28 protein-coding genes, 1 tRNA gene and 2 pseudogenes are annotated in these 26842 nt (G+C 67.3%); 17 read left to right on the top strand and 14 right to left on the bottom strand.

Annotated features, from left to right (window positions below):
* Positions 1 to 502: 502 nt before the first annotated feature.
* The 3 genes and pseudogenes from ACP4IX_RS33770 to ACP4IX_RS33760 form a co-directional block, all read right to left on the bottom strand.
* Positions 503 to 763: a cold shock domain-containing protein gene (locus ACP4IX_RS33770; RefSeq protein ID WP_426558319.1), complete on the bottom strand. Its 261-nt coding sequence runs from the start codon at positions 761 to 763 to the stop codon at positions 503 to 505.
* A 27-nt stretch (positions 764 to 790) separates the two neighbouring features.
* Positions 791 to 1051 (bottom strand): annotated as a pseudogene (locus ACP4IX_RS33765) (UTRA domain-containing protein); the annotation flags it as partial.
* Positions 1052 to 1090: 39 nt separating this feature from the next.
* Positions 1091 to 1468, bottom strand: coding sequence for a MerR family transcriptional regulator (locus tag ACP4IX_RS33760; RefSeq protein WP_426520345.1), 378 nt, complete (start codon positions 1466 to 1468; stop codon positions 1091 to 1093).
* A 74-nt stretch (positions 1469 to 1542) separates the two neighbouring features.
* Between ACP4IX_RS33760 and ACP4IX_RS33755 the strand changes: the two genes are divergently transcribed.
* Positions 1543 to 2271: an SDR family oxidoreductase gene (locus ACP4IX_RS33755; RefSeq protein ID WP_426520343.1), complete on the top strand. Its 729-nt coding sequence runs from the start codon at positions 1543 to 1545 to the stop codon at positions 2269 to 2271.
* 341 nt (positions 2272 to 2612) lie between these two features.
* Here ACP4IX_RS33755 and ACP4IX_RS33750 read toward each other — a convergent pair.
* Positions 2613 to 2882, bottom strand: a pseudogene (locus ACP4IX_RS33750) (transposase); the annotation flags it as partial.
* A 262-nt stretch (positions 2883 to 3144) separates the two neighbouring features.
* On the opposite strand from ACP4IX_RS33750, the gene ACP4IX_RS33745 reads away from it, so the two are divergent.
* Positions 3145 to 3555, top strand: coding sequence for a hypothetical protein (locus ACP4IX_RS33745; RefSeq protein ID WP_426558317.1), 411 nt, complete (start codon positions 3145 to 3147; stop codon positions 3553 to 3555).
* Positions 3556 to 4642: 1087 nt separating this feature from the next.
* On the opposite strand, the gene ACP4IX_RS33740 is transcribed toward ACP4IX_RS33745, so the two are convergent.
* From ACP4IX_RS33740 to ACP4IX_RS33710, 7 genes are all read right to left on the bottom strand, one after another.
* A complete protein-coding gene (locus ACP4IX_RS33740; protein WP_426558316.1) occupies positions 4643 to 4912 on the bottom strand; it encodes a hypothetical protein in 270 nt (89 codons plus the stop codon).
* Positions 4909 to 5664, bottom strand: coding sequence for a sigma-70 family RNA polymerase sigma factor (locus ACP4IX_RS33735; protein ID WP_426558314.1), 756 nt, complete (start codon positions 5662 to 5664; stop codon positions 4909 to 4911). Before ACP4IX_RS33735 ends, ACP4IX_RS33740 begins: the two co-directional genes overlap by 4 nt.
* Positions 5665 to 6285: 621 nt before the next feature.
* Positions 6286 to 7887 carry a restriction endonuclease gene (locus ACP4IX_RS33730; RefSeq protein WP_426558312.1) on the bottom strand — a complete coding sequence of 534 codons (1602 nt, stop codon included), beginning with the start codon at positions 7885 to 7887 and terminating at the stop codon, positions 6286 to 6288.
* A gap of 448 nt (positions 7888 to 8335) precedes the next feature.
* Complete coding sequence (locus tag ACP4IX_RS33725) at positions 8336 to 9460, bottom strand: ATP-binding protein (protein WP_426558310.1); 1125 nt, start codon at positions 9458 to 9460, stop codon at positions 8336 to 8338.
* 604 nt (positions 9461 to 10064) lie between these two features.
* Positions 10065 to 10823, bottom strand: a complete 759-nt coding sequence (locus tag ACP4IX_RS33720; protein ID WP_426558308.1) for a HEPN domain-containing protein — start codon at positions 10821 to 10823, stop codon at positions 10065 to 10067.
* Between the two features lie 2 nt (positions 10824 to 10825).
* Positions 10826 to 11923, bottom strand: coding sequence for a DUF262 domain-containing protein (locus tag ACP4IX_RS33715; RefSeq protein ID WP_426558306.1), 1098 nt, complete (start codon positions 11921 to 11923; stop codon positions 10826 to 10828).
* A 411-nt stretch (positions 11924 to 12334) separates the two neighbouring features.
* Entirely contained in the window at positions 12335 to 13375 is a 1041-nt protein-coding gene (locus ACP4IX_RS33710) for a DUF1152 domain-containing protein (RefSeq protein ID WP_426558323.1), read from the bottom strand.
* A 135-nt stretch (positions 13376 to 13510) separates the two neighbouring features.
* Here ACP4IX_RS33710 and ACP4IX_RS33705 point away from each other — a divergent pair, with 135 nt between their 5' ends.
* The 14 genes from ACP4IX_RS33705 (at position 13511) to ACP4IX_RS33640 (ending at position 22204) form a co-directional block, all read left to right on the top strand.
* Complete coding sequence (locus ACP4IX_RS33705) at positions 13511 to 14251, top strand: GntR family transcriptional regulator (RefSeq protein ID WP_426558304.1); 741 nt, start codon at positions 13511 to 13513, stop codon at positions 14249 to 14251.
* Between the two features lie 280 nt (positions 14252 to 14531).
* Positions 14532 to 14969 carry an ATP-binding protein gene (locus ACP4IX_RS33700; protein ID WP_383523244.1) on the top strand — a complete coding sequence of 146 codons (438 nt, stop codon included), beginning with the start codon at positions 14532 to 14534 and terminating at the stop codon, positions 14967 to 14969.
* An 89-nt stretch (positions 14970 to 15058) separates the two neighbouring features.
* Positions 15059 to 15787 (top strand): GntR family transcriptional regulator, encoded by a 729-nt coding sequence (locus tag ACP4IX_RS33695; RefSeq protein ID WP_383523242.1) that lies wholly within the window; start codon positions 15059 to 15061, stop codon positions 15785 to 15787.
* A 120-nt stretch (positions 15788 to 15907) separates the two neighbouring features.
* A complete protein-coding gene (locus ACP4IX_RS33690; RefSeq protein WP_426558302.1) occupies positions 15908 to 16258 on the top strand; it encodes a hypothetical protein in 351 nt (116 codons plus the stop codon).
* A gap of 5 nt (positions 16259 to 16263) precedes the next feature.
* Positions 16264 to 17634, top strand: coding sequence for an FtsK/SpoIIIE domain-containing protein (locus ACP4IX_RS33685; RefSeq protein WP_426558300.1), 1371 nt, complete (start codon positions 16264 to 16266; stop codon positions 17632 to 17634).
* An 84-nt stretch (positions 17635 to 17718) separates the two neighbouring features.
* The gene (locus ACP4IX_RS33680; RefSeq protein ID WP_426558298.1) at positions 17719 to 17889 is read left to right on the top strand and encodes a hypothetical protein; all 171 of its coding nucleotides are present in this window, start codon (positions 17719 to 17721) and stop codon (positions 17887 to 17889) included.
* Positions 17889 to 18539, top strand: coding sequence for a DUF2637 domain-containing protein (locus ACP4IX_RS33675; RefSeq protein ID WP_426558296.1), 651 nt, complete (start codon positions 17889 to 17891; stop codon positions 18537 to 18539). The genes ACP4IX_RS33680 and ACP4IX_RS33675 overlap by 1 nt, the downstream gene beginning before the upstream one ends.
* A 28-nt stretch (positions 18540 to 18567) precedes the next feature.
* Positions 18568 to 18768: a hypothetical protein gene (locus ACP4IX_RS33670; protein ID WP_426558294.1), complete on the top strand. Its 201-nt coding sequence runs from the start codon at positions 18568 to 18570 to the stop codon at positions 18766 to 18768.
* Positions 18768 to 18959, top strand: coding sequence for a mobile element transfer protein (locus ACP4IX_RS33665; RefSeq protein WP_426558292.1), 192 nt, complete (start codon positions 18768 to 18770; stop codon positions 18957 to 18959). Before ACP4IX_RS33670 ends, ACP4IX_RS33665 begins: the two co-directional genes overlap by 1 nt.
* Before the next feature lie 10 nt (positions 18960 to 18969).
* The gene (locus ACP4IX_RS33660; RefSeq protein ID WP_164250345.1) at positions 18970 to 19164 is read left to right on the top strand and encodes a hypothetical protein; all 195 of its coding nucleotides are present in this window, start codon (positions 18970 to 18972) and stop codon (positions 19162 to 19164) included.
* 14 nt (positions 19165 to 19178) lie between these two features.
* A complete protein-coding gene (locus ACP4IX_RS33655; protein WP_426558290.1) occupies positions 19179 to 19418 on the top strand; it encodes a SpdD protein in 240 nt (79 codons plus the stop codon).
* 152 nt (positions 19419 to 19570) lie between these two features.
* Positions 19571 to 20869, top strand: a complete 1299-nt coding sequence (locus ACP4IX_RS33650; protein WP_426558321.1) for a replication initiator — start codon at positions 19571 to 19573, stop codon at positions 20867 to 20869.
* On the top strand, positions 20862 to 21074 hold the full coding sequence (locus tag ACP4IX_RS33645; protein ID WP_426558288.1) for an excisionase family DNA-binding protein: 213 nt from the start codon (positions 20862 to 20864) through the stop codon (positions 21072 to 21074). Before ACP4IX_RS33650 ends, ACP4IX_RS33645 begins: the two co-directional genes overlap by 8 nt.
* Positions 21074 to 22204 (top strand): tyrosine-type recombinase/integrase, encoded by a 1131-nt coding sequence (locus ACP4IX_RS33640; protein WP_426558286.1) that lies wholly within the window; start codon positions 21074 to 21076, stop codon positions 22202 to 22204. Before ACP4IX_RS33645 ends, ACP4IX_RS33640 begins: the two co-directional genes overlap by 1 nt.
* 106 nt (positions 22205 to 22310) lie before the next feature.
* Here the strand turns inward: ACP4IX_RS33640 and ACP4IX_RS33635 are convergent.
* From ACP4IX_RS33635 to ACP4IX_RS33625, 3 genes are all read right to left on the bottom strand, one after another.
* Positions 22311 to 22383: transfer RNA gene (locus ACP4IX_RS33635), tRNA-Arg, on the bottom strand.
* 63 nt (positions 22384 to 22446) lie between these two features.
* Positions 22447 to 24132, bottom strand: coding sequence for an IclR family transcriptional regulator domain-containing protein (locus ACP4IX_RS33630; protein ID WP_426558284.1), 1686 nt, complete (start codon positions 24130 to 24132; stop codon positions 22447 to 22449).
* A gap of 60 nt (positions 24133 to 24192) precedes the next feature.
* Positions 24193 to 25485, bottom strand: coding sequence for a M6 family metalloprotease domain-containing protein (locus tag ACP4IX_RS33625; protein WP_426525778.1), 1293 nt, complete (start codon positions 25483 to 25485; stop codon positions 24193 to 24195).
* A gap of 515 nt (positions 25486 to 26000) precedes the next feature.
* Here ACP4IX_RS33625 and ACP4IX_RS33620 point away from each other — a divergent pair.
* Positions 26001 to 26654 (top strand): TetR/AcrR family transcriptional regulator, encoded by a 654-nt coding sequence (locus ACP4IX_RS33620; RefSeq protein WP_426525776.1) that lies wholly within the window; start codon positions 26001 to 26003, stop codon positions 26652 to 26654.
* Positions 26655 to 26842: the final 188 nt, after the last annotated feature.

Below are 26842 nucleotides of genomic sequence, written 5' to 3'. Positions count from 1 at the left end.
GGGGTGGTGGGGTGGGGGGGGGGGGGGGGGGGGGGGGGGGGGGGGGGGGTTCCCCCCCCCCCCCCCCCCCCCCCCCCGCGCAGCCGTGAGCACCGCTCGACCTGCGCGGACGAGAACGCATCACCGCGGCGGAACGGACTGGGAGGACTCGGGCGGGCAGCGCCTCCGCCGGTGCCTCTGTCCTGCGGTCATGTCGGAGCGGACGGCCGTGCGACGGCCCATCGAAGCCCTGTTCACCTCACCGCGGTCGCTGTCCGAGGCGGCGGCCGCGCTGCCGAGGAGCACGGGACTGTACGCCTGCTGGGCGCCGCCGAGTGTCCTCCCGCAGTTTTCTGGACCGGTGAACTCCGCGGACCGTCCAGGCCGCCACCGCGCCGGCATGCTTCCTGCACGTCCCCGACCTCGGCGCGCGCCTCTCGAAGGGGGCCGCGGCGGCAATCGGCGGCTCCCCGAGCACCCGGCACCGATCAGCGCCGCCTGAAAACCACCTCAGCCGTGCATGTCATACAGCGCGGGGAACGATGCTCACCGCCCGGTAGTCGTACCCGTCCTGCTTGAAACCGGGCGCCTCCCAGGTGAGATCGACCTGCTGCCCTGGCGACAGCGTGCGGAAGCCGGGCGCCTGAATGTCGGAGAAGTGGCCGAAGCACCCTCCGGGAGTCTCGGGCGAGTCGAGGACACCCCAGCCCTCCTCGTCGCTCCACTCACGCACCGTCGCCGTCACGACCGCGGTGTTCTTACGGGGCTCTCTGCGGCGGCCCATCTGCCGCTCCCTTCGCGTGTGGCGCTGTCACCGGATGATCGGGATCTCGTGGACGACCTCGCAGTGAGCCGCGGGCACCACGATGTCCGCCGTCTCCACGGGCCGTCCCTCATCGCTGTAGTACGTCCGTCGGGTGTGCGTGACCAGTGTGGCCTTCTGGACGCCGAGCAACGACGCCTCCTCGGCGGTCGGCTGCCTCGGCTCCGGCTGCTCCACGGCGTGGCGGGTCGTGATGCCGATCGCGGCCATGCGATGCACGACGCCCGCTCCCGCGTGCGGGCCCTTCTCCAGCCGTAGATCGCTGGTGCGACGTCCGACCGACCGCGCCTACGGGTGCGTGTCCGTGATCGCGATGACCTCGTCGAGGCGGTCCAGGGCGGCCTGCAGGTCGTCGACCTTGGCCTGGATGCGGTCGCGCTCGGCGCGCAGCATGGCTCGTTGCTCGGCGTCGGTGTGCCCGGTGTCCCAGCATGGAAGGAGCTCCGCGATCCTTCGACTGGTCAGACCGGCGGCGAACATCTGCTGGAAGAAGCGCACCAGGGGGACGGTGTCCTGCCGGTAGAGGCGCTGGCCGGACGGGCTGCGCTCCGCGATGAGCAGCCCCTGCTGCTCGTAGTAGCGCACGGCGCGTACCGAGACACCGGCGCCCCGTGCCACCTCGCCGATGCGGATCAGCCGCTCGGCCGCAGCCTCCGTGACGGTCATGGTGATTCCTCTCGTCCCGTCCTGACGGCCAGCACTTGCCTCTGACGTTAGCGTCAGGTTTTAGCGTACCGGGCATGGATATCAACAACTCCGTCGCCCTTGTCACCGGAGCCAACCGCGGCCTGGGCCGCGCCTTCGCCCAGCGCCTGCTCGAACGGGGCGCCCACAAGGTCTACGCGACGGCCCGCCGACCGGAGACCGTGGACCTGCCCGGGGTCGAGGTGCTGCCCCTCGACATCGCCGATCCGGCATCCGTGAGGGCCGCCGCCGAGGCCGCCCCGGACGTCTCGCTACTCATCAACAACGCGGGAATCAATACGAGGACCGATCTGGTGACCGGATCGCTGGACGCGGTGCGGCACGAGCTGGAGACCAACATGTTCGGCCACCTGGGAATGATCCGGGAGTTCGCGCCGGCGCTCGCCGGGAACGGCGGGGGTGCGATCGTCAATGTCCTTTCCGCCATGTCGTGGTTCGGGGGCGCGGGCGCCAATGCCTACCACCTGACCAAGGCCGCCGCCTGGGCCATGACCAACGGCGTTCGCCTGGAGCTCGCCGAGCAGGGCACGCTCGTCACAGCGGTACACCTCGGCCTGGCCGACACCGACATGGCGGCGGGCTGGCCCGTGGACAAGATCGCTCCGTCGGACCTGGCCGACGCGGCGCTCGACGGTGTCGAGGCGGGATCCGCCGAGGTCCTTGCCGACCAATGGAGTCGGGACGTCAAGTCCCGCCTGCCGCTGGCGCCGGAAGAGTTCAACGCCGCGATGGACCGCGCCCTGGCGGCGCTGATGGCGGCCTGAGGGGCCCTCGGGCCGCGCTGACTTCGGTGTATTGCTTCTTACGGTCGGTCAATCAATACTCCGTCCGCAGTCGTGGATCCTCATGTGGTGGCCTCGCGTCGGCGGTAGCGGCAGTCGCGGGCGCGGGCCTGGCCTCGGCGACGCCATAAGGACCAGCGCAGGCGATGGTCGCGTTGGTCGTTCGGGTATGCGGCGGGCAGGGCTAACAGTCGCTGTATTTCGTTGCAGGTGAGGGGGATGAGTCCGGCGGGGGCGGGGTGTTCGCGGTGCTCGTCGGCACGGATGACGGCCAGGAAGGCGTGGGCGAGCATCGCGAGGGTCACCCAGCGCAGCCAGGGAGCCTTCACGTCGCCGGTCTCGTCGACGACGAGGACGGCCTGCTCAGTGCCGAGGCGATCGACAACGTACTCGCGCAGATCACCGCGGACCGCGTCCGCGTCCCACTCGGCCCGTTCCCACAGATGCTGCATGCCATCCGGTGTGGCCTCACCGGCCCACTCCGCGATCGTCCAGCAGTTCTTGCGAGGCAGATCAGCCAGCAGTCCGCGAACGAACTTCCCCACCCGACGCCGGGGTTCAGAACGGGCGAACCGCCCGGACATGCGCTCCATCAGCCCCTCGAACTCCTCGTCCCAACGGGCAGGGCCTCCGCTGTGGCCTACGGCCACCGTCTGATCTTCTGTCCTCTCACCCGATGATCACCGGTGGCGGTACCCGTCGGCACCGCCTCACCTTCCAAGATCCACCACTACGGCTGGAGTACTAGGGTGTGCGGTTGTCAGTAACGGCCAGCGAGACAGGGCAAGTTCCAAGCAGCATGCAGGAGTTGCTGGCTAGGATCGGTCCACTGGGACCAAACGGGGAGGGAAGATCGTGGACCCGACGCTCATCGCCTTGGCCGGCGCCGGCGGTACGGCCGTCGTATCGGCCATGGCAACAGATGGCTGGCAGACACTTCGATCAGGCGTGGTTGATCTGTGGCGCCGATTCCGCCCAGATTCCGCTGCCGAGCTGGAACGAGACCTTGAGACGTCGCGTTCTGCCCTGCTCGCCGCTTCCGACACGGAGATCCAACCCGTACGTCAGGCTCTTCAGTCAGCCTGGCAGGGGCGCATGCTGACGCTCTTCCTGGAGGACCGGGCCGCTGCGGCAGAGTTCGAAGGCTTGCTGTCCAGGCTCGCGGAAGCCGGCTCACACAGGACGAACATCACTCTCAACGCCGAGTCCCGTGATCACGGCCGGGTGTACCAGGCAGGCGGGAACCAGTTCATCAGCGAGCGATGAACGCCAGGCGGGACGACGATGACGGCCCCGGGCCAGCGTGACGAGGAAGGCTTTCGGCGGCAGATGTATGGCCATGCCGAGGGCGACGGGCGTGTGTACCAGGCCGGACGTGATCAGCATCTGACGGTACACGTGCATGGGGAGCAACCACAGCCTCAGCCGTATGCGGGTGTCCGCGACGCGCTTGCATCGCTCTACGTTCTGCTGCAGCTCGTGGGCACACTCGCGTGTGTAGTGGGCTGCCTCATAGTTGCTATGACCCTCCGGAAGGCGCTATTCAGCACCTTGTTCTTTCAGGGTTGCGGCATCGTGGGCGCGAGCTTGGTACTGATGATGATCGTTGAGCGGCTCTTCACAGGCCGCTGGCACAGGTGGTCACGCCCCCGCAAGCGAGCATCGCGAGCATAGGGAACCGGGCACACATCAGGTCCCTCGTCTGCAGGGATGCCGGTAGATAGCGGAATCTGGTGCACTCGGGTCACTTCTTTTCACCCCGGGTCTTGCCGGAGACCTTGGTGAGCCACCTCGGACGGCCCAGCGACGGCCCCGCTTTGCCGCAGTCGCCTGACGGCCGGCACCCCCGATGCGCCGTCTGAACCTCAGCCGACGACAGTCAGTCACGACGGCGGGCGCGCCGACCGAACGCGCACGCGTATGCCTGCTGGACCCCCACCGGCCTGGGCCACGCTGCTATGCCATCCGAAACGGCAAAGGGCCAGCTCGGGAGGAAACCCTTCCCGAGCTGGCCCTTCTCGCTGTGCCCCCGGCAGGATTCGAACCTGCGACACCCGCTTTAGGAGAGAGGCGGGGTGACCTGCGGGCTGACCTGCGGCTTTGCCAGCCGAGGTAGCGAGTGGCTACTCGACCGCAAAGCACCGGCGTTGACCGTGGCTAACCCCTGCATCTGGCACGGTTGTGGCACGAACCTCAGCCGATGACAGTCAGCCACGATGGTCGGGGTGTCGGCCCGTCGGCTGCGGTCCTGGCGCTCTGCAACCTCATGGCTGGCCGCGGCCGTTAATCGACAGCATGACCAAAAGGTCGCCAGCAAGCTGACGACCTCTCGATGGCTACCTGTCGAGCATTCTTAGCCCGACAATTTGCTGGACGATTTCATCGATCTCTCTGCTGTCCACTCTGGCGGCACGATCAGAGGGGTGATTTCGCACTCCGATGACTGCTGTTCCATAACACTGCCAACGTGGATTTCAGTGACCGTTTCAGCCCGATTAAGCACATCCTTCAGGTGCTTGCTCGGGTCAATCACCTCGGACAATGCGGTACGCAGCTGAGCGATTCCTGTTCGCATGAAATTATCCATGGCGCGGGTGTATGTGATTTCGACCGGAATATTCACTGAAACCCTTCCTTGTTCAGGATCTTCGCAAGATTGGCGCGTGCGCGATGTAGGTTTTGGCGGACGTTCACGGCAGGCATCCCCATTGCCTCAGCCGCCTCAGTTGGCGAGCAACCATCGTATTCGAATGCCATAACCGCTTGCTGCAGTGGCGGAAGCTGTCTCAGGATATGGATGACCTGAGATTGGCCGACTATTTCGTCGTTATCGTCACGCTCGATGTGATCAGGGAAATTAGACACCAGCTCATCTATGCGACTTTTGCCGAGAATTTTTGTCCATATGCGAAATGCGACCTTGCGTACCCATGCTAGGGGATGCTCTACGGAGTCCCAGGCCTTAGCAAGTTCAATGAAGGCCATCTGCACAGCGTCTTCAGCGTCGACTCGTCGCGCCCCTGCGGTGATCAGGAAACCAATCAAACGGTGCAAGGAATCTTTGAAAAGCTGTCCAAAATCCTCCTCGAACCGTCGAGTAGAGATGGAGTATTCGGTCCGTGCCGTCTTTAGGAGTCGGCGCCAAGAGGTGACTGTTGGGCGGCGGTCCAAAAGTGCCCGACGCTCCGCTTCCGTCATGCCACCCCAGATACCGAACTCAACCCGATTGTCGAGCGCGTCAGCCAGGCACTCTGTGCGGACTTGGCACCCGTTGCATACCGCCTTCGCGCGCAACTGGGCAGTTTCTTGAACGAACAGCTCGTCAGGGTCGGTAGTTCGACACGCGGCCAAGGTCGACCAATCTTCTACCCACATGACCCCTCCCCCCGGTCCGCCTTCTTCTCGAACAGGCCGACCTCAATCATGGTGCCTTCAGCGTTCTCGCTGACCCGGCTACCAGGCGGTAGTGAACGAACGATGTCCCGCCTCACTGTGCCGCGACACTGCTCCGTCTGGACACGTCCACGTTCACGCACCCAGGCACGGAGAAGCGTCAGGACGTACCCCACAACAACGACGATGGCTGTGATCTCGATCTCTGACAAGTCCCACGCTCCCGCTCCAGTAGCTTCGTTACGGGGTAGTGGGACGCAACACGCCCTGGCGTGACCTCTCGCTGAAAACTTTTTTGGCCATGCAGCGAAGGGGCACCGGCGCATGGCTCCGACCAGTGCAGATGCAGTGGCTTCTCACGTTGTTCGCTGGCGTCGCTTGTCCCCACCCAGCCCAGAGACGACAGCCGCTAACCGCTTGGCGCACTACTTCTTCTTGCCCTAGGTCTTGCCGGGGATCTTGGCGAGCTGGGTTTTCGCTGCCCAGACACGGTAGGCCCGCGCGCCTGATGGTCGTCGTTGGTCGTCATCGGCCACTGTCGAGCGGCCTCGGACGGCCCAGAGACGACCCAGCTCCTCGGTCTGAGTGGGCCGCCCGCCAGCCTCAGCGCGAGGGGCGCCTCTTCGGGGGAACCGGACCCGGGATCACATCCTTGCCAAGGTGTTCCTTGATCAGGTACTTGAGTTCCGGCCCTTCGATGAGCTGGAGCCGACCATGTTGGCGGGCAAAGTCGTGGCTGGCCCTGCCGAACCACGATGTGGTGATCAGGATCCCCTTGGCAGCACGCTTGTGCTCGACCACTCCGGCGAGCGCCTGAACGGACTCAACACCCACGAGCTTGCTGTAGCGCTTCGCCTGAATGATGCACTCACCGTTGAAGACGGGGTCCTTGCTGACGGCCACCGCATCAACACCCTCGTCTTTGGAGGCCTGGGTGTTCCAGGCCTCCATGCCGATCGCCTCAAACAGTTGGCGAATCAGGTGCTCGAACTCGGTGGGCGTCAGCTTCACCAGCACGGGCCTGCTGTCCAGGCCGGCGACTACATCCATGCTGTCCATGAGCCGGTACTTGGATAGGTCGAACTCGACGATGGGGCGGATCGGTTCGAGATCGTAGGGGTTGGGCGATACCAGAGCGTTGAGTCCCCTGAGGCACTGCGCTGGATCAACCTGGCTGAGACGGAGCTTCCCGAACTGCTTCCTGCTGGCGCTGAGCGTCACCAGACAAGGTGAGACCTCCTGACCGGTGGCCCGGTCGACGGTTCTCACATGGCCATTCAGGATCACGCCATTGACGATCCGGTCCGGATCGCTCGTCAGGACCTCGTGGACAGTCCTCAGGGCGACTTGCGCCAGGACTGAGGCGTAGATTTCCTTGCGTTCCTTCTCCGGACGAGGCAGCACGGTCGTCTCGTCTCGGTTCTTTACGTACCGGTAGCCCCGCGCGGTAGGAACGATCGCCTCATGAGGCAAATGGATCTCAACGAGTACGTCACCGGTGGTAGGGCGAAAGGCGATTCGATGCTCGTGCGGGAAACCCACTGGGTACACCGACGCATCCAGGACAGCCCCTAGATGAGCCTCGACCGCCGCGGGCTCCCCGGCCCTATACGCCTCGCGCTCCTCATCCAACTTCGCATTGAAGGTCGCCACCTCGTCAAGGGCTTGCGCTTCGGTTTGGCGGTGCTCGAAACGCTTCCGCTCCAGCGTTGCCAGCCGCTTCTCTTCTGCCCTCCTGTGGCGATCCTGTGCCTCGCCGAACCGCACACGCGCCTCGGCAACCTCAGCCTCATAGCGCTTCCTGCCAAGACCCAGGACAGCAGCCAGACCACCGGGTTCCGGCGGTGCGAACTCCTCCCAGCGCGGTAAAGGCTCCGGACGAGACCAGGGACGCTCGTCCAACTTTGTTGGCATGTGAATCCGCCGCCGGCGCTCAAAGGTCGTCGGCGGATCACCCACCAACGCGTCACGGAGTAACTGCCCGAGCTGCTCGACCTCGTGCTCGACCCCGATCGTGCGCACCCGCGCCTGCTCGGCCTGCTGCTCCTGATACGCAGCCTTCCGCTCGCGCTCCTGCCGCTTGCTGGCCGTCTCAGCGGCCTTGCGTTCCCGCTCCGCTTGCCGTGCCCGTTGCTCCTGGGCACGTCGTAACGCCTGCTGCTGCCGCTGATAGTCGTTGCCTCGGCCGCTACCCCGTTGCGCCACCTGTCTACCCCTCCCCTGGCCCTACTTCGCCACAGGGCTGCATTCCCCTTCCACATCGCAGAATCACCCAGGGCAGGGGCGTCACCTCAGCTGGCCCGCACGGTGCGTGCACTCAAGTCGTCGACACCTTAACCGACGACAGTCAGCCACGATGGCGGGTCTGCCGACCGACCAGGCGCGCGTGTGCCTCGCCGCGCCCCCACAGACCTCAGTCACGCTGTCGCGGCGTCGTCGACCAGAGGAAGCCAGGACGGCCGGCCCGTGAGCACACTGCCTGAGCCATCAGCTTGGGAAGCTAATGTGATCTGGGGCTCGCTGTGACGCTAGCCTGCGGCGAAGCGGTCTTGGCGCTTGGTGGCCGTCGGCTTGGTTGCCCGTTGTTCCCCGTGGCTCCCCCAGGATCTGGCACGCGTCTGGCACGGACCTCCCGGCAGCACCAGGACCGGCGCTAGGGTGAACCTTCCAAGTTCTGTGGAGCATCGGGTAGCTGGCCGCGTCTCAGCAAGGCGCGGCCAGCAGCCAGCGTGGAATGAATCGCAGGAGCGGTGATAGGGATCGACCCTTCGCCTCTGCGGCGGACGATGCTAATGAAGGCCCCCTCGATGCGGCCGTCCACTACCGCCCCATGGACAAGGAAGGGCTTGAGCTCCTCGGGCTGAGGTGGAATGTGGAGAAAGACAATGCCCAGCCCTGAGCCATCGGAGATCTCCTCGATGTCAAGGAGGTCGGGGGGTGGGTACAGATGATGTTCCAGAGCGCTCTGATAGCGACGCAGCGTGCGTCCGTCGAGGGGTACTGGGCAAACACTGTGAATCATCTCCCCCGTAGGAACCTTCTTTCCTCGCATGCCCACCACGACGATTCCTCCGTGCTCGGCGTTTGCAAACCTTGCTACCGCCTGGGCTATGGAAATCTTTCCGTGTTGTGTATCGAGGTCGTAATGTGCACTCTTTACATCGAGCCACGGACCTTCTGGCTGGCCAATTAGAACGTCGGCTCGCCCCGCGCGGAGAAGTTCGATGGTCGTCTCGCGGGTGAGCTCTCCGCTCTCGGCAGCCTCTAGGAGTGCAATCGCGCCACTGCCGATTTCGTACAATTCGCGGACTAGTCGATTGCGTAGGTTGCACTCGATATCGATGCGCCACACGAAAGGGGATGTATGGTAGTCGACGGTCATTTCGATGTCGCGAAGTGCTGCTCTACGTCTAGCTAGATACGGTGCGAGGATGGCCCGATAGACGTCGGGTAGAGTTTCTTCGTTAAACTCTTCCACCTTCGTAACAACGTGAATCTGTACGACCAGGGTTCCTTTTTGGAGTGCGATCTGTACGGGGCCCGGCGGTGACCACTCATCATCAAACTCGTCTTCGTCGCCCTCGACGACGAATACATCCATTTCGTCTGCCTCGTAGAGGCGAGCTGCGCTTTGCAGAGCATGCTTAAGGTCAACGGCTTTGAACTGTGCAAGTTCGGACTCGTGGAAGACGTACCCTTCAACGTCGCGATACTGGCGGCAGGTGCCCTCGAACTGAAGCTCCTCACGGGTTCTGTCGAAGCGGATGGTTCGTGGCAACGGGGGCCTCCCAGAGGTGGGCGGGCGTGATCGTTCGGTGTGGGGGTCACACACGCAGTTCGCTGCTTGTGGTCAGTTCGCCACTGCGGATCTCAGATGATGCCTGGAGCTCGGTCTCTACCGCAGGTCCATCGCGGCGACCTGTGGCCCCGCCAAGGGACGCAACCTGAGGTGTCTTCTTGCCCTGGGTCTTGCCGGGATCTTGGTGAGCTGGGTCTTTGCTGGTCAAGGGCGGTCGGTTCGTGTGATGGTCGCCGTTGGTCGTCATTGGCTGCTGTCGAGCGACCTCGGATGGCCCAGAGACGGCCCAGGTTGGCCGTACCTGGCTGACGGCCGGCGCCTTCGATGCGCCCTGTCTGAACCTCAGCCGACGACAGTCAGCCACGAAGGCGGGTGCGCCGACCGGCCAGGCGCGCGTATGTCTCGCTGCACCCCCACTAGCCTCAGCAACGGTGCAGTGCCGTCGATGGCAGCAGCACTCACCGGCCCGGTCGTGGCACAGCGCAGAGTCCCGCTTCAGGAGAGAGAGGCTGGTGCATCCGCTGGCCCGGGATTCGGTGCGTGGCATGCTGACTGTTGATTCGATCACGTGCGCGTGCCGCAATTAGGGGTTCCAAGAGGCGGGCTGCCTTCCGGTGGAGCGAGCAATGTTCTCGATAGTTTCCTTCAGTACGTCGTAGATAGAGTTTGATAGCTGACTCAAGAAGTCGACGTTGAATCGAATTTCCGCCGATGATGACGGAATTGTCGCGCCGCTATGGGCAATTATGTTTCTGACCCTGAGGATCTGCCGCAGCCGCTCCTCAAGGCCGCCGATGACGGGATTTGGCAAACCGGAGATCATCGGCATGACATACGTTGAATCAAAATGGCGGGAAATAGCTCTCCAGGGACTTTCCACCCCGGCGAGTCGCATCAAATCCTTCACGGTTTCAGGGCCCGGATTGCCTGATGTGTTAATGGCGAACTGAGCTTCGATCTTCCCGGCCGTCAATGCATGAGCCGCAGCTACTCCGTCACTGATGCGATCTGCATGTTCCCTCGATCTGCCGTGGCGGTTGGCTTCAAGTGCTGAGTTCAGGTTTCGGGAGATGAGGCGAACCTGCACGTCTTCAGGCAGATCCCAAAGGAGAACGGGCGGATCCGCATAATTGTGGCGCTCTAATGCGTATGTAACCACATCTTTAATGAACTCCTCAAAACGGGCGCACAGTAGCACAACCGCACCTGCCAACAAAGGTCCAGAGTTTGGGCGTGGACCTGAGAGATACGTTAGAGCAGGATCACGGAAGTCGATCGAATCGGCAAGATTGAGCAGCGTGTGTACTTCTGCAAGCTGCGCCTTAAACTTGTCTCTGGGCATGGCTAACCCAGAACTCTGTGCAACAGATTGATGATTCCGTTGGCTAGTTCCCCGAAGTTGCCCCCCTGGGATTGCTGCAAGCGCTGGTATTCGCGACGGCTCAAAAGATCTTTCAAGCCCGCCTGAATCTGTACAGCTCGACGAGCAAGGGCATCCTCTTGGAAACCGCGAACGGCGGCCATTTCTGCGTCATATAGAGAGGTGATCGTGCGGGATGTTGCCTCACCTCGACGCGGATCCCATCGCCGGAACGCCAGTGGGCCGAATGCCGTAGAACACTTTGAGAGAGAGGAAAGGAACTCGTCGCGGTCCGCTTGAATCTGCACTTCGCTTAGCGTGTTACCTCGCATTAGTGACCGCGTCAATGCCTCTGCAGTGAGAACAGTGCGGTCACCCCCGAAGTCTCGCAACGCGAAATACCTTAGAACTAGCTCAACATCGCGCATTTCTCTTTGGGATGCAGAGCTGATCTGGAGCGCGGACTGAAATGCTGGCTCTGCTGAGAGTGCAACGAGCATTCGATTAAATGGGCCCGGGTATAGGGCATTACGAACTTCCTGTGCTGTTAGATGAACGCCTCCCGTGTTCAGTCTGGCGAAGACTGCGTACTTCATGTCTGGATCTGAGGATTGGGCGATAATGACGGCCCGAAGGGTTGACCTGGAAAGTAGTGAACGCGCCATTGCGGGATCGAGTTCCTCAAAAGTCAATCCGTTAGCCTCAGGCAGAACCTCAAGGTCGGTCAGCGGGAAACCGTTTGTAACGAAGTCAACAATGCTAGAAACCCGCTGTTTTCCGTCGATGATGGAATATCGACCGTCGTCATTCTCGGCAAGGAAGATGGGAGGAACGGGGACTTCCAGTAGGAAGGACTCAATCAGACGTGATTTACGAGTGACGTCCCACCGGTATCGACGCGCATACTCCGGATCCAGGTCTAGCTCGTGCCCTTGTACGAGAGAAACAAGACTAGAGAGGCTAAAATCTAGTGCGTGAGAAAAAAGATTAGACTTTTTCTTAAACCAACGTTCCCTTAGGCCTGCTTCCGCGCCTCCGAGAGGTGTCGCATCGTCTCCTTCGGTATTATTTTCTCTATGCATTCTTTAGCTTTTCCTCTTTAAGTCGATTTTGCCAGGGCGACGGACGGCTATCGACGCCATAGGTTGAGAGTACATGTCATCTGGAAGCTGTGCCGGGCTGTTCGGTGGATCAGATTGAGTGATGCGACGGGATCTTTCTTGCGGGCTCGCCACCGGATGGTCCTCGACTCCTCCCCGGCTTCCGAAGGCAAAGTAGCAACGGCCCACGCCTCACCTCGGCTTGCGGACGGCGGGTCAGTTGGAGCGATCCTTTGTCTCTCGGTTCTACCTCGACGGCCTGGCTTCCCCCGCGCGGCACGGGCGTCGGCCGGGCTGGAGCGGGGCGGAGACAGGAGCGCAGGCCCGGCCGGGGGCCGGGCCGCGCGCGGTGAGCGAAGCGAGCCGCCTTGAACCAGTAAAGAAGGTTGTAACTCAGGTGGCGTCCGGGATGCGCCAGAGTGGAGCTGCGTACTGCTCAGGGCGTCTGGTCAGCAGGAGTTGGCGCAGGTCGCTGCGCTGGGAGCCGTTGAGGTTCAAGACCTCGGTGAGGTGGCGGAACGTCGTGTGCGTGACTCCGCGGGTGCGGGCTTCCGACTCGAACTCGTCGACCTGGCGCAGTACCGCCCCCTCGTCGAGCGAGGCTGGAGGCTGGTCCTTCAGCCACACGGCCTTGTTGCGCTCGTAGTCGATTTCCGAGAAGCCGCAGATCTCGCGGCTGAGGGTCTCGACCTCGTCCAGGGTCGTCGTCGCCGTGATGGCTCGGGCAAGGGTGTTGTGGCTCAGGGCCTCGTCCAGGTCGACTTCGTGAACGCGTGGGCTTTCGTCCGTGAGTGGTACCGGTAGGCCGGCGTCGCGAACCTCGCAGATGCCGCGCGTTCCCCGGGCCGTCGCCGCGAGCATCCCCGTGGCCTCGGACGGGTGCCACTCCAGGACGCTGCCGACCGGGGCCACGTCCTCCGCCGTGAGGGTGTGAACGACAGGGCCCAGCAGCGGACGGAGATTCTCTGCCGACAGCTCGCCGTCGAGACCGGGGCCGACGACCAGGAGTCGGACCGGTGCGTTCACCTGGCAGCACGCTGCAAGCGTTACCGCGTCGGCAAGAGGACTTTTCAGCGTCGGTTCGTCGCCGCGGGCGAGGATGTCTCCGCCGACGTCCAGGAGGTCGATCGACTCCGGCGTCAGGTGGGTCAGCAGCTCTTCCAGTTGGCGCGTCACGCCCTCGACTCCGTGGGAGGGGTCCAGCAGGGTAAGTGCCTGTGGAAGTTCGGCCGCGAGGCGAGGGAGCGTCGACCCTGCCGGAGCGACTGGGCGGGCGGTCGCCGGCACTGACCGCACGGACGGAGTGACGGCCTCCAGACCGGTGAAGTCCTGCGGGCCGCGCGGGCCCGGTACGGGGTCGATCAGTAGGCGGTCCCACGCATACGTGAGGATCACCGCCTGGTCCTCGTCGCCGTAGAGGGCGGCGTGAAGCATTGCGGCGGCGACTGCGTCGCCCCCTCCTCCTGCTGCGACGATCAACCGCGTCATGTGGTCAACATTACGGGTTCTGGTATTAGCCACTCACTCTATAGTGGCTAGAGGCCATAGCCACTTGGACGAGGAGGAGTCGTGCCGCAGATCGAGGAGGCGCAACCGAAGTATCTCCAGATCGCTCACCACATCCGCGATCAGATCCTTCGGGGCGACCTGCGAGCGGGTGACGAGGTGCCGTCGGAACGGCAGTTGGCCGCTGACTGGAAGGTGTCCCGCCCGACCGCGGCCCGCGCCCTGGAGGCGCTGAGTCATCAGGGGCTCGTCGAGAAGCGGCAAGGGTCGGGTACGTACGTGCGGAGTCTGGAAGTCAACAGGCGTGCGCGGGAGTTGTACGGCCGGGCTCGTCAGACCGGGAAGATCTACACGCCCGGTGAGTACGCGGTGATCACCTCGGCCGGCTGGATGGACGCCCCGGATCACGTTGCTGAGGCTCTCGGGTTGGTGAAGGACCGCCGGGCCGTCCATCGCCGGCGCGTGACCAACAACCAGGACGGGCCCATCACGTTGTCGACCTCCTGGTTCGCGCCCGATGTCGGTCAGCGCGCGCCCAAGCTCACGGATCCCGGGCGGATTCAGGAGGGGACCCTGATGTACGTCGAGAACACGACAGGGCGGCAGGGGAGTTACGCCGAGGACCGGATGTGCGCTCGAGGCGCCACCGACGAAGAGGCCGCCGACCTGAATCTCGAGCCGGGCTCCGCCGTGCTGGTCGTTCACCACGTCGTCTACGACATGCAGGACCGGCCGTTGGAGTTCGCCGAGGCGACGTACCCGCCGCACCGTTGGGCGTTCGAGCAGGGGTATCCGCTGACGTGACCTGACAGACAGACAGTTGCGCGAACCGCTTGCGCGCCACAAGTGGCCAATGCCACTATCCAGTAAGTGGCTAAGGCCACTTACTGGAAGGGGGCACGGCGTGGCAGGTCGGCGACCGGATCAGGGCACGCGTTCAGCATGCCGAGGATGCCGGGGACGCGGTTGGAAGCGCGTCGGTTCGCGTACGTCGGTGGCGCTCGCCGCCGCCAACGACCGCACCCGTGTCTCATCGAAGCGGCGCTGCCTCGACTGCGACGGCAGCGGCAAGGAGTGAGCGCGGATGACCTACCGGTTCAACCGCTGTCCCAGCGAGGAATCACCGTGGCTCGGGGCGTTGACCCTGCACCCGATTCCGGAGTCCGTCCCCCGGGCTCGGCGCTGGTTCCGAAAGTTCATCGCCCCGTACAACCCGGCCTGCTCGGTCGACGACTGCGCGCTGCTGATCTCCGAGCTGGTGACCAACGCAATCCTGTACGGGCGGGCTGATGAGGAGTGGTGCGTACGCGTGGAGTGGTTCCGGGAGGGAGCCTCGCTGCGTGTCGAGGTGCACAACCCCGGCTTTCCGGTGAACGTGCGTCTTCGCCGGCCGGACGCCGACGACGCCCACGGGCGCGGACTGCTCCTGGTCGACTCCATCGCGGAGTCCTGGCACTCCGGGCCCAGCCGCTTCGGCGGGACGGTGGTCGCCTTCCTGATGGCCGATGCGTGGCCTGCCTGAGGCAGGCGTCCCCCGCTCCTACACCTGCCCGGGGATTGTCGCTAGTCTGGTTGACCAGTTGACTTGGCCAATCTCGACGGGCGGCGTGCATGGGATATGAGGTGGAGGCCCCCAAGTACGTGCGCCTCGCACAGACCATTCAGGGCCGCATCGAGGACGGCACGTACCCGCCCGGCACCCGCGTCCCCAGCGAGAACCAGCTTGTGCAGGCGTTCGGGATGTCACGGCCCACGGTCGTGCGGGCTCTGGAGCTTCTGAAGCGTGACGGCTGGCTGGAGTCCCGGCAGGGGTACGGAACCATCGTGCGCGGGCGCCCTGCGGACGTCGAGGCGAGGGAGCGCCGCGGGCGGGGTGTGCTGACCCGGGACGAGTCGCAGACTCCCGGACGACTCGTCGAGGTGGCGGAAGTGCCGGTGCCGACTCGTGTGGCCTCGGCTCTTGGTCTGCCCAAGCGTGCCAAGGTTCTGATGCGTCGCCTCCTGGTCGAGGAGGACGGCGAAGCTGTGGAGCTGCTCTCCTCCTACTTCCCTGCCGGCCTGGCCGAGGGCACCGACCTGGCTAGCGCCGACGCGCTGAAGTCCGGGACACGGGCGCACCTGGAAGCACGCAAGAAGGTCCGCTTCGACCACGTGACGGAGCGGGTCTCGGCTCGGCTGCCCGACGCTGCCGAACGCGAGCTGTTGGACCTGCCGGACGGCGTACCCGTCCTGAGCGTCCTCGTGATCGCCTGCGACGCCTCCGGGCGAGCACTCCAGGTGTCTGACGTGCTGCTGCCTGCCGACAGGCAAGAACTGGAAGACACCTACCGCCTGAACTGACCCGACTCGCGGGCGTGTTCACTCCTCATGTCACTTGACAAGTCAACCTGTCATCCCTAGCTTCGAACTTGCTAAGTCAACCTGTCAGGTGACGGGTTGCCGACTCTGAAGGAGAACTCTGTGCGTGTGATCCGCATTGACGCCTCGTCCGCCACGGTCCTGCTCACCGAGCCGCCGGCCCCGAAGGTGCGGGACCGGAAGACCGGAGAGATCGCCAAGGACGCCGTGAGCGGTGAGGCCCTGATGACGGTCGGCGTCGTCTACATCGACGAGGGCGAGTCGTCGCTGATCCAGGTCACCATCCCGGAGAGCGGAGTCACGGACGGTCTGGCCGTCGGAGCTCCCGTTTCCCTCCCCGGTCTGGTGGCACGTCCCTGGGAAAGTGTCTTCAACGGCCAGCAGCGGCACGGCATCGCCTACCGCGCCACCGCCGTCGCCGCGGGCGCCTTCCCGATGGCTCAGGTGGGCTGACCGAGGTGACCGACCTGATGACGGTGGCCGAGGTGGGCGGGTCGCTCGCCGCGATAGGCGGCGCGGCCTACGCCCGGCACGCCCACCCCGCCGCGTACTGGTCCACGGTCGGGATCCCGGCCTCAGTGGTCCGACTGCTCGCCTCGTACTCCTCGACCATGGACGCCTGCGGCCTGACCGTCGAACCGCCTCGCTGGCGGGCCCTGGCGGTCAAGGCCACCACCCGCCGGGAGATCCGGCCGGTCCCGCCTCGTCGGGGACTCATCCGGCCCACCGCGACCGGGCTGCGGATGCGGCTCCGGCTCGCTCCCGGGCAGGAACCCGCCGACATCGCCGCCTCGGCCGAACGGCTGCGGCACGCCTGGGGCGTCCACGCCGTATACGTGCGCGACATCAAACCCGGGATCGTCGAACTGCGACTCGTCGGCTTCGATGTGCTGCGCAAGGTACGGATGCCTCGCCGCTCCGGCGGCGGGTTACTGCGGGTGCCGGTGGCTCTGCGGGAGGACGCGACCGCGTTCGTCCGCGACTACCGCGCCGTCCCCCACGAACTCGTGCTCGGTGCCACGCTGTCCGGCAAGTCCATGTACCTGCGCAACCTGATCGCCGGACTGGCGGCTCAGCCCGTGGTCCTGGTCGGCATCGACTGCAAGCGCGGGGTCGAACTGTCGCCCTTCGCCGCCCGTTTTTCCGCGCTAGCCACCGACCAGCGACAGGCGGCCGAGCTGCTGCCCGTCCTCGTGAGCGAGATGGAGGACCGCTACGACCTGATCAAGTCGCGGCAGGGCATCGCCCCCGGCACCCCCGACGAACTGATCACCTCCGACATCTGGGGACTGCCCGACGAGGACCGCCCGCCGCCCCTCGTGCTGTTCATCGACGAAGTGGCGGAACTCTTCCTCGTCGCGAGCAGGAAGGACGAAGACCGGCGGGACGAGATGGTCACCCAGCTCATCCGCCTCGCCCAGCTCGGCCGCGCCGCCGGCATCTATCTGGAGGTGTGCGGACAGCGCTTCGGCGCTGAACTGGGCAAGGGCGCGACCATGCTGCGGGCCCAGCTCACCGGCCGTGTCTGCCACCGCGTCAACGACGAAGCCTCCGCCAAGATGGCCCTCGGCGACATCGCCCCGGAAGCCGTCTACGCGGCCTGCTCCATCCCCGCCGAACGGCCCGGCCTCGCCGCCGTGGGCGACACCTCCGGCGGCTGGTCCCGCATCCGCACGCCGCACCTGACCCTCGCCGACGCGGCGGCCACCTGCCGCGCCGCAGCGCACCTCGCCCCCGACGTACCGGCACTCGCACCCTTCCGGCCGTCGACCCCGCCCGTGCCCGCGCAGTCACCTCAGCCCGTGACCGCACCGCACCCGGCCCCGTAACCCCCTCGCCCCTCCCACGGCCGGCGCGGCCGTCTCGCGCCGAGTCCCTACCCCGCCATGCCTGAAGAAAGGAGAGCAACCACCATGTGCCGCGACTGCGAGGACCTCGCCCGTACCGTCCTTCTGCTGGGCGACCTCGCCATGTACGCCGAAACACCCGGCGCCGACGCGACCTTCGTGGAGGTCACGGGATCCGCCCTGGCCGCGTCGCTGCCGGAGCCCCCGCCGGGACTCCTCCCCGGCGAGCAGGCCTGATGCCCCGCTCCACGGCCGTGCGCGCGGACGCGGTCCTGATCCAGGCGGTCATCGCCGGGGCCCTGTCCTTCGCCCACCTCCACGACCTCGCCGCCGCTGCCGGACAGACCGGATGGAAGGCGTGGGCGTATCCGATCTCCGTCGACCTGCTCCTCGTCGCCGCCTGGCACCGACTCCGTTCCGGCGCCGCGAAAGCGCCCGCCTGGTGCTGGTTCCTCGTCGCCCTGGTCGCCTCGCTCGGCGCCAACGTCGCGACCGCCGGCCTCCTCGACCTGAACGACGTACCCGACTGGCTGCGCATCCTCGTCGCCGGCTGGCCCGCGGTCGCCTTCCTCGGCGGAACCCTTCTCGCCCACGGAACGCGAACGCCTCCGGCAGGACCCGAAGCGGCGGCGCCGACCGCGAAGACAGAGCTGGCGACCACGTCGACAACCCCCGATTCGTCCACCGCGCCCGTGCCGGACCCCGCCCAACCAGCCACACCCACACCCACCCCCGTGCCCGTCCCACCCGCCCTCGTCGCCCTGGCCCACAAGGTCGCTGACGAACACAGGACCCGGACCGGCACAGCCATCGACACCTCGACCCTTCGCGCCCGGCTCGGCGTCCCGATGCCGCTCGCCGAAGCCATCGCCGCACAACTCACCTGATCACCTGATCACCGGAGGTACTCCGACCGTGCGCCCGTCCACGCTCCGCGTGCTCAACCGCGCTGCCGAGCTGACCCGCCAGAACCGCCTCACCGAAGCGATGCTCATCGCCGAACCCGTGATCCTCACCGCCGACGAGTACGAGGGCGACGAGATCCGGCGCTGGCTCCTCGACCACGTCACCGACTTCACCGGCGAGAACGACGAGAGCTGGAAGGACCTGCCCTGATGCCCCGCACCCCGCGCTTCCGCCACGTCGTCCGCATCGGCCCCGTACAGGTCGCCACCTACTACGACAGCCGGGGCCGCGAGCAGCACACCGCCGCCTGCACCGCCCCGCGCTGCGGCTTCGCCGCCGACTACGACAGCCGCGCCGCCGCCGAACTCGCCGCCCGCACCCACCGCTGCCGCGTCCGCTGAGGGAGCCCCCGTGACCGTCTCGCTGCCGCTCGTCCTGGTCCTGGGCCTCATCGCCTGGGGCGCGGTCCGGTTCCTCGGCGTCCGCGTCTGGATCGTCGTCGTGATCGCGCTCTTCGGCTTCCTGCTCTCCCGGACCTTCCTCGCCCCGGCCATCGACTCCGGCACCCGCTCCGGCGTCGACGTCGTCAACGGCACCCGCGACTGACAAGGAGATACGCCGTGCTCCGTCCCAAGCTGCCTGACGTCCCGACCCCGACCGCCCTCAGCCACCACCACGCCCACACTGCGGTGCCCTCTGCCTGCCGCACCCTCGCCCCCTACGTCGGCCCGGTCGCCGCGGTGGTCGTCGTGGGCGTCGTCCTCACCGCGCTCCTGGCGGCGGTCGCCGTCACGGCCGTGTCCGTGACCATCGCCGCCGTCGTCCTGCGCTCCCTCGTCAGCAACGCCAACAAGCGCTGACCGGCCGCCGGGGCGGCAACAAGCCGCCAAGCATCCCGCCGCCCCGGGGCCGTCCCTCCCAACCGCCGTAACAGCCGAAAGGAACTCCCATCATCACCCGGCAGACTCCGCCCCCGCTGGCGGAACTCTCCACCCTGGCCTCCCTCGGCAACCTGCCCGAGCTGGCCCGCCAACTCTCCAGCCTGGGCGGCTGCACGCACCCGATCCGCCTCGACGGCCACCGCACCGAGTACGCCGTCGACACCCGCACCGGAGAGATCGGCGCCGCCCTCCACCACCTCGACTCCACCGACCTCCCGGCCGGTCACCTCCTGGTCCGCTGCAACAACCGCCGCACCACCCGCTGCACCGCCTGCGCCGAGGTGTACCGCCGCGACACCTTCCACCTGATCACCTCAGGCCTGCGCGGCGGCAAGGGCGTCCCCGAACACGTCTCCGCCCACCCCTGCGTCTTCGCCACCTTCACCGCCCCCGGCTTCGGCCCGGTCCACAACCGCCCCACCGGCCCGGCCCGAACCGTCCGCCCCTGCCGCTGCGGCACCCTCCACCACCCCGACGACCCCGCCCTCGGCACCGCCCTCGACCCGGACACCTACGACTACGAGACGGCCGTCCTGTGGAACGCGCACGCCGGCTTCCTGTGGCGGCGCTTCTCGATCTACCTCCGCCGGGAGGTCGCCAAGCGCGCCGGCCTGACCCAACGCGACTTCCGCGAGCATGCGCGGGTGTCCTTCGCCAAGGTCGCCGAGTACCAGAAGCGCGGAGCCGTCCACTTCCATGCGGTGATCCGTATCGACGGCCCGGAAGGCGGCGACACCCCACCCCCGGCCTGGGCCACCGCCGAACTGCTCACCGACGCCATCCGCGCCGCCGTCACCGCCGCTCGGGTCGACGGCCCGACCATCGACGGCCGGGCCCACACCTTCGCCTTCGGCCGTCAGCTCGACGTCCGCACCATCCGATCCGCCGACTTCAACGACGGCCAGGAACTGACCGAACGCGCCGTGGCCGCGTACATCGCCAAGTACGCCACCAAGGGCGCCGAAACCGCTACGGGAGCTCTGGACCGGCCGCTGAAGTTCGTCGCCGAACTCGCCCAGCTCGACATCACCGACCACGCCCGACGCCTGATCCGCGCCGCCTGGGCCCTCGGTGCCCGCAAGGACCTCGAACACCTCCGGCTTCGCGCCTGGGCGCACATGCTCGGCTTCCGCGGCCACTTCTCCACCAAGTCCCGCCGCTACTCCACCACCCTCGGCGCCCTCCGCACCGCCCGCGCCGAATACCGCCGCGCCCAAGCAGCAGCCGCGAACGAGGACGGCCCGGACACGACCACCCTCGTCCTCGCCCACTGGGTTTACGCCGGCACCGGCCTCACCGACGCCGAAGCCTGGCTCACCGAGTCACTCGCCCCCGCCCCGGGAACGGAAGGAGAACCCACCCGTGGCTGACCGCTACCTCACCGTGGCGCAGGTGGCCGAACTCCTCGGCACCACGGAACGCTTTCCGCGCCGCCTGATCGCCGAGCGGCGCATCGTGTTCGTCAAGGTCGGTCGGCACGTCCGCATCGCGGAGAGCGCGTTGAACGCCTTCATCGACGCCAACACGGTGCGACCGATCGGTGACCGCCGCAGCTCCCTGTGGAGGGCTGCCTGATGGCGAACAAGAAGGGGAGGCGCCGGGACTTCGGTTCGGTCCGGCAGCTTCCGTCCGGCCGGTGGCAGGTCCGCTACCGGGACCCGGAGACGGGGCAACTGCGCCCGGCGGAGAAGACGTACGCGACCAAGACCGATGCCCAAGTAGCCCTGACGCACATCGAGTCGGACATTGTGCGCGGGCAGTGGTCGGACCCGGACGCCGGGGCGGTGAACTTCAAGGAGTACGCCACCGCTTGGCTGCGAGACCGGAAGCTCGCCGACCGCACCCGAGAGCGGAACGAGTCGGTGATGCGGCTGCACATCCTGCCCACCTTCGGGGCCGGGAGCGTGGCCGACGTGACGACGGCCCGGGTGCGAAGCTGGCGCGGCAAGCTCCTGGCGGCCGGCGTCGGAGAACCGACGGTGGTCAAGGCGTACCAGTTGCTGCGCGCCCTGATGAGCACGGCCGTGGACGACGAGCTGATCCGGCGCAACCCGTGCCGCATCAAGGGCGCGGACCGCTACGACGTGCCCGAGCGGCCGGTCCTCACGGTGGCGGAGGTCTTCGCCGTCGCGGACTCCATCGCGCCGCGCTACCGGCTGCTCGTCCTCCTTGCGGCCTTCACCACCCTGCGGTTCGGAGAGCTGGCGGCCCTGCGGCGCAATGACATCGGCCTGGAAGGGCTGACCGTCACCGTGCGCCGCGCGCAAGCCGAACTGCAGGACGGCCGGCTCTTCGACAAGGCGCCGAAGTCTGCGGCCGGGGTGCGCTCCGTCTCCTTCCCGGCCGAACTGCTCGACGCGGTCACGCACCACGTGGAGCACTTTGCCGCTCCGGGCCGTGACGGACACGTCTTCGTCGGACCGCAGGGCGGGCAACTGCGGCGCAGCAACTTCCGGGACGACTGGGGCAAGGCCCGGGAGGCTGCGGGCGTCACGGCCGAGCTGCACTTCCACGATCTGCGGCACACGGGCAACACGCTGGCCTCGACGGCCGGCGCCAGCACGCGGGAGCTGATGACGCGGATGGGGCACAGCAGCTCCCGGGCCGCGCTGATCTATCAGCACATGACCAGCGACCGGGACCGGGCCATTGCGGACCGACTTGGGGCCATGATCCGCGACGGCGGGGGAGGGGCCTCCGGCTAGGGGATGTGGACTCCGCGTGGACTCTAGTGGCACGCGTGTGGCACGACCCCGGACACGACGAAGGGCCAGCGTGGGAGGAAACCCTCCTGAGCTGGCCCTTTACCTGTGCCCCCGGCAGGATTCGAACCTGCGACACCCGCTTTAGGAGAGCGGTGCTCTATCCCCTGAGCTACGAAGGCCGGTGGTGGTGTGGTTCTGCCACCGCCGACAGTGTAGCGGGTGGGGTGGAGGACGTTGGGTGGTCAGGTGAGGGGGATCCGGCGGAAGCGGCCCGTCACTCGTAGGTCCGCCTCGATGTGGCTTGCCGTCTCTGCCAGGAGCGGCAGGACGTCCGTCACGCAGGCTGCTGCGGTGCGGCGGGCGGCGTGCATCGCGACGTTCACCGCGGCCACCACGCGGCCCGTGCGGTCGCGTACCGGGACCGCGATGGAGCGCAGGCCGGCCTCCAGTTCCTCGTCGACCAGGGCGTAGCCCTGTGAGCGGGACTCCGGGAGGGAGAGCAGGACGTGGCCCAGTGCGGTCGCGTGGGCCGGGAGGCGGGTGCCGACGCTGATGCGGGCGCTCATCACGCGGCTCGTGGACGCCCGGGCCGTGTACTGGATCTCCTCGCCCGAGTCGGACAGGACGGCCAGCGAGGCCGACTCGTGGACGCGGTCGGCGAGGGCGGTCAGGTGGGGCTGGGCGATCTGGGGGAGGGAGGTGCGGGAGAGGGGCGGGAAGCCGAGGGAGAGGACTCGGGGGGTGAGGATGAAGGTCCGGTCGGGGGTGGCCGCCACCAGGCCCGCGTGCTCGTGGGTGATCAGGGCCCGGCGTGCCGTTGCCCGGGCGAGGCCCGTCGCCTTCGCTACGTCCGTGAGGGTCAGTGCCGGTCGGTCCTCGCCGAAGGCGGTCAGTACCGTCAGGCCGCGGGCCAGGGATTCGACGAAGTCCCGGCCCAGTTCCTGCTTCGACGCGGCCGTCCAGGTGGCGAGGCCGGAGCGGGGGGTGCCCGGCTCCGGTGGCGGGGCGGTGAGCAGGTCGTTCTCCATCGACCGTACCGTCGAGCGGAGGCGGGGGAGCAGGGCCGTCCGCAGGTCCTCGGCCGTGTGGCGGCTGGTGTGGCTCACCACGCTCGCCACGCACGCGATCCGGCCGGTGCCCGGGTCCCGTACGGGGGCCGAGACCGCGACCAGTCCCGGTTCGATCAGCTGGTCGTCGAGGGAGTAGCCGTCGGTCGCCGCGGCGGCCGTGCGGTCTTCGAAGTCCTCGTCCCGGGCCGGGGTGGTGTGGTCGCGTGGGGGTACGGCGGGGAAGGTGCGGTCCTCCGGGTCCGCCGCCCGGCGGTCGCGCCAGCGGTGCCAGTCGGCCCGTGTCCACTCCGTGGCGAACAGCGGGCCCGGCGCGGTGCGTTCGGCGGGGAGGAGGTCGCCGATGCGGAAGCTCAGGGACATGGCGCGGCGGCGGGTGGCCTGGTGGATGAAGCGGATGCCGTCGCGGTCGCCGACCGCCAGGGAGACCGACTCGTCCAGCTCGTCGGCCAGGGCGTCGGCACGGGAGGCGAGGAGGGCGGGGAGGCGGAGGGCGGCGAGGTAGGCGTTGCCCAGTTCCGTCAGGCGGGGGGCGAGGGTCACGTCGCGGCCGTCCAGGCGGACGTATCCCATGCGGGCGAGGGTCGCTGTGATGCGGTCGACGGTGGAGCGGGCCAGTCCGGTGGCCTTCTCCAGGCCGCTGAGGCTGAGGGTGCCGTCGTCCGCCTCGGTCAGCCGCCGCAGTACGGCGATTCCGCGCAGCAGCGGGGCCACGGCCTCGGCCGGTGCCACCGTTTCGGCCGGTGCCACTGCCTCGGCCGGTGTGATCGCCTCTCGTGTACCGGGGGTGCGGGGCGTGCCGGTGCCCGGTGTGGCGGCAGCCCTTGCGGGGGCGGCGTCGTTCGTGGTGTTGGCGGGCATCGGCTCTCCGGTGCGGCGGTCGCGGCAGGCCTACCGTAATCCCGGCCGGCCGCCACCTGGTCACCTGCGGGTGACCCGCACCTGGTGGTCCCCCTTCAGGTCCGCGCCCGACACCGCGATCGTGATGCCCCGGCGCGGGTCCTTGAAGGTCTCGCCGGGTGTGAAGGCGGCGTCCGAGAGTTCGGCGTGGATGTTCGGGCTGCGGGTGCAGCCGCCGCTGTCCCGGCGGGCGTCGAACACGGTCACCGGGCCCATTCCCGTGTCCACGTCCGCGTCGACCCGGTAGACCAGTACGCCCGGCCGGCACACCACCTCGTCGTTCCCCTCGCGCGTGCGCAGTTCGACCGCGTAGCCGGACGTGCCGTCCAGGGGGACGACCACCAGTTTGTCGCCGCCCTTGCGGGCCAGTGGTGTGAGTGTGTACTCCGTCGTCCCCGGCGCCGACGCGCAGTGCACCTGGGAGTGGTCCAGCCAGCCCAGCTTCCACTTGTGCCAGCCGATGAGGTCGTTGTTGGCGCCCCAGTCCTCGCTCATGATGTCCCAGTGGCCGACGGCCCCTCCGCCCTCCTGGGTGTAGAGGTCCGGCAGGCCGAAGACGTGGCCGTTCTCGTGGGGGAGGACGCGGTAGCCGGTCTCGTCGTAGGAGCCGGAGCCGTCGTCCTGGCGGGAGTAGACGAAGGACGCGTTGGCCACCGGAACGCCGTCGGCGACCGGGGCCTCGGTGTTGCCGGCGAAGGTGACGGACAGGACCGTGTCCAGGGCGGAGGGGCCCGCGTTCGGTGTCACCAGCACGTTCATGAGGTCGTACGACCGGAAGTCCACCTTCGCGTCGGCCGCCGCCACCAGGTCCTGGACCAGGCTCCGGTAGCCGGGGTCGAAGGGGGCGCCGCGCTCTATGCCGTACTCGGCGAACGGCTTCGGCATGCGCAGCCAGTCGCGGATCGGGGTTTCGGGGCGGTAGTCGAGGCGGCCGTAGGAGCTGGTGCGGAACCACTCCTCGGTCTTCGGGAAGAACTCGGCGTAGCGGTCGAGCGCCTTGCCCTCGCCGGGCGCGTCCGAGAAGTCGATCATCAGGGTCAGGGCGCGGACGGTGCCGGTGGAGCGGGTGTAACCGGCGGAGGTCGGGACGCCCTCGGACATCTGGATCTCGGGGCCGCCGCTGATCAGGCAGGGGCCGTGCGCGGAGGAGCGGGAGAGGACGGCCGGGCCGGGGCCCGACGCCGTGGTGCTCGGCGTGAGCCGGCCGGTGCCCGCCGAGGTGCTGACGGCGAAGGTCACGACGGTGACGGTCGCGATCGCGGCCAGCCGGCGCGGGCGTATCCGGCGGCTCGGCGGCTGCGCCTGCGGCTGCATGCAGACCTCCCGGACCACGGCAGCCACCGGACACCGGCTGCACCCTTGCGATCACCCTGTGCCGAGGGGTGGGCGGGCGCGCGCTGGAAAGGCCGATCGTGGGTTTCCCGTCGGTAGCCGCCGACCGGGGGACGAGTCCCGGGGGATGCGGCCGGATGGGAGGGCGCGTCCGGCGGTGCCGCCCGGAGGACCCGTGGGCGGAAAGGAGGGCGGAAGGAGGGCGGAAAGGAGAGTGCAGAGGAGGCGGAGGAGAGGGGGGAGAGGAGGCGGAGCAGAGGGGGGAGAGGAAGCGGAGGGGAGGGGGCGAGGAGACGGAGGGGAGGGGGGGCGAGGAGACGGAGAGGTGGCGGGGAGGAGGGCGGAGGAGGGCGGAGGAGTAGCTGTGACGCAGGTCACGGGGAATCTCTTCGGGTGCGGGAAATAACCGGGGACCGTCTCCCCGTTTAGCCCTGTGTCCGAGCGAAGCGGGGACTTCCTCCCCGGATCGCCAACCCCATTCGTCCGAGGAGTATGCCGTGCAGACCGCGACCTCCGAACAGCACAAGGCGGCCCGGCCCCGCGCCGACGCCCTGCGCAATCGGGAGCGGATCGTCACCGCCGCCCGGGAGATGTTCGTCGAGCACGGCCCTGATGTGCCGCTCGACGACGTCGCCCGCCGGGCCGGGGTCGGCAATGCCACGGTGTACCGCAACTTCCCCGACCGCGACGCCCTCGTCCGCGAGGTCGTCTGCTCGGTCATGGGCCGTACGGCACGGGCGGCCGAGCTCGCTCTCGCGGAGACCGGTGACGCCTTCGAGGCGCTGGAGCGCTTCGTGCACGTCTCCGCCGACGAGCGGATCAGTGCCCTGTGCCCCATGGTCTCCAGCACGTTCGACCAGCATCACCCCGACCTGGAAGCGGCGCGCGAACGGGTCGAGCGGCTCGTCGCCGAGGTCATGGACCGGGCGAAGGCGGCCGGTCAGCTCCGTACCGACGTGGATGTGGGCGACCTGATGATCGCCGCGGCCCAGCTGAGCCGGCCCCCGGCCGGTACGGGGTGTCTGAGCGCCGACCGGTTCGTCCACCGCCATCTGCAGCTGTTCCTGGACGGGCTGCGGGCTCCCGCCCGCTCGCCCCTGCCGGGTGCGGCCGTGACCCTGGAGGACCTGCGCCGACCCTGCGACCAGTAGTTCCGCGACCAGTAGTTCCGCGACCAGCAGTTCCGCGACCAGCAGTTCCGCGATCAGTGGTTCTGTGACCAGCAGTTCCGCAACCAGTGGTTCTGCGACCAAGTAGTGGTCAGTAGTGACCAGTAGATCTGTGATCCCGACCGTCCGACACGACGCCTGACCGTCTGAACCGCGGACGGCGGCTCCGG

Origin of the sequence: Streptomyces sp. WG5 (genome assembly GCF_049974565.1) — a bacterium.
In the GTDB taxonomy this organism is placed as follows: domain Bacteria; phylum Actinomycetota; class Actinomycetes; order Streptomycetales; family Streptomycetaceae; genus Streptomyces.
This window is presented reverse-complemented; position numbering and strand designations above follow the sequence as displayed.

Bases quoted from the DNA above. Each gene is read 5' to 3' on its own strand.
- ACP4IX_RS33710 (WP_426558323.1), bottom strand. From the start codon at position 13,375: ATGCTTCACGCCGCCCTCTACGGCGACGAGGACCAGGCGGTGATCCTC.
- ACP4IX_RS33755 (WP_426520343.1), top strand. From the start codon at position 1,543: ATGGATATCAACAACTCCGTCGCCCTTGTCACCGGAGCCAACCGCGGC.
- ACP4IX_RS33720 (WP_426558308.1), bottom strand. From the start codon at position 10,823: ATGCCCAGAGACAAGTTTAAGGCGCAGCTTGCAGAAGTACACACGCTG.
- ACP4IX_RS33625 (WP_426525778.1), bottom strand. From the start codon at position 25,485: ATGCAGCCGCAGGCGCAGCCGCCGAGCCGCCGGATACGCCCGCGCCGG.
- ACP4IX_RS33665 (WP_426558292.1), top strand. From the start codon at position 18,768: ATGCCCCGCACCCCGCGCTTCCGCCACGTCGTCCGCATCGGCCCCGTA.
- ACP4IX_RS33715 (WP_426558306.1), bottom strand. From the start codon at position 11,923: ATGCATAGAGAAAATAATACCGAAGGAGACGATGCGACACCTCTCGGA.
- ACP4IX_RS33695 (WP_383523242.1), top strand. From the start codon at position 15,059: ATGGGATATGAGGTGGAGGCCCCCAAGTACGTGCGCCTCGCACAGACC.
- ACP4IX_RS33675 (WP_426558296.1), top strand. From the start codon at position 17,889: ATGCCCCGCTCCACGGCCGTGCGCGCGGACGCGGTCCTGATCCAGGCG.
- ACP4IX_RS33760 (WP_426520345.1), bottom strand. From the start codon at position 1,468: ATGACCGTCACGGAGGCTGCGGCCGAGCGGCTGATCCGCATCGGCGAG.
- ACP4IX_RS33680 (WP_426558298.1), top strand. From the start codon at position 17,719: ATGTGCCGCGACTGCGAGGACCTCGCCCGTACCGTCCTTCTGCTGGGC.
- ACP4IX_RS33630 (WP_426558284.1), bottom strand. From the start codon at position 24,132: ATGCCCGCCAACACCACGAACGACGCCGCCCCCGCAAGGGCTGCCGCC.
- ACP4IX_RS33735 (WP_426558314.1), bottom strand. From the start codon at position 5,664: ATGTGGGTAGAAGATTGGTCGACCTTGGCCGCGTGTCGAACTACCGAC.
- ACP4IX_RS33640 (WP_426558286.1), top strand. From the start codon at position 21,074: ATGGCGAACAAGAAGGGGAGGCGCCGGGACTTCGGTTCGGTCCGGCAG.
- ACP4IX_RS33700 (WP_383523244.1), top strand. From the start codon at position 14,532: ATGACCTACCGGTTCAACCGCTGTCCCAGCGAGGAATCACCGTGGCTC.
- ACP4IX_RS33770 (WP_426558319.1), bottom strand. From the start codon at position 763: ATGGGCCGCCGCAGAGAGCCCCGTAAGAACACCGCGGTCGTGACGGCG.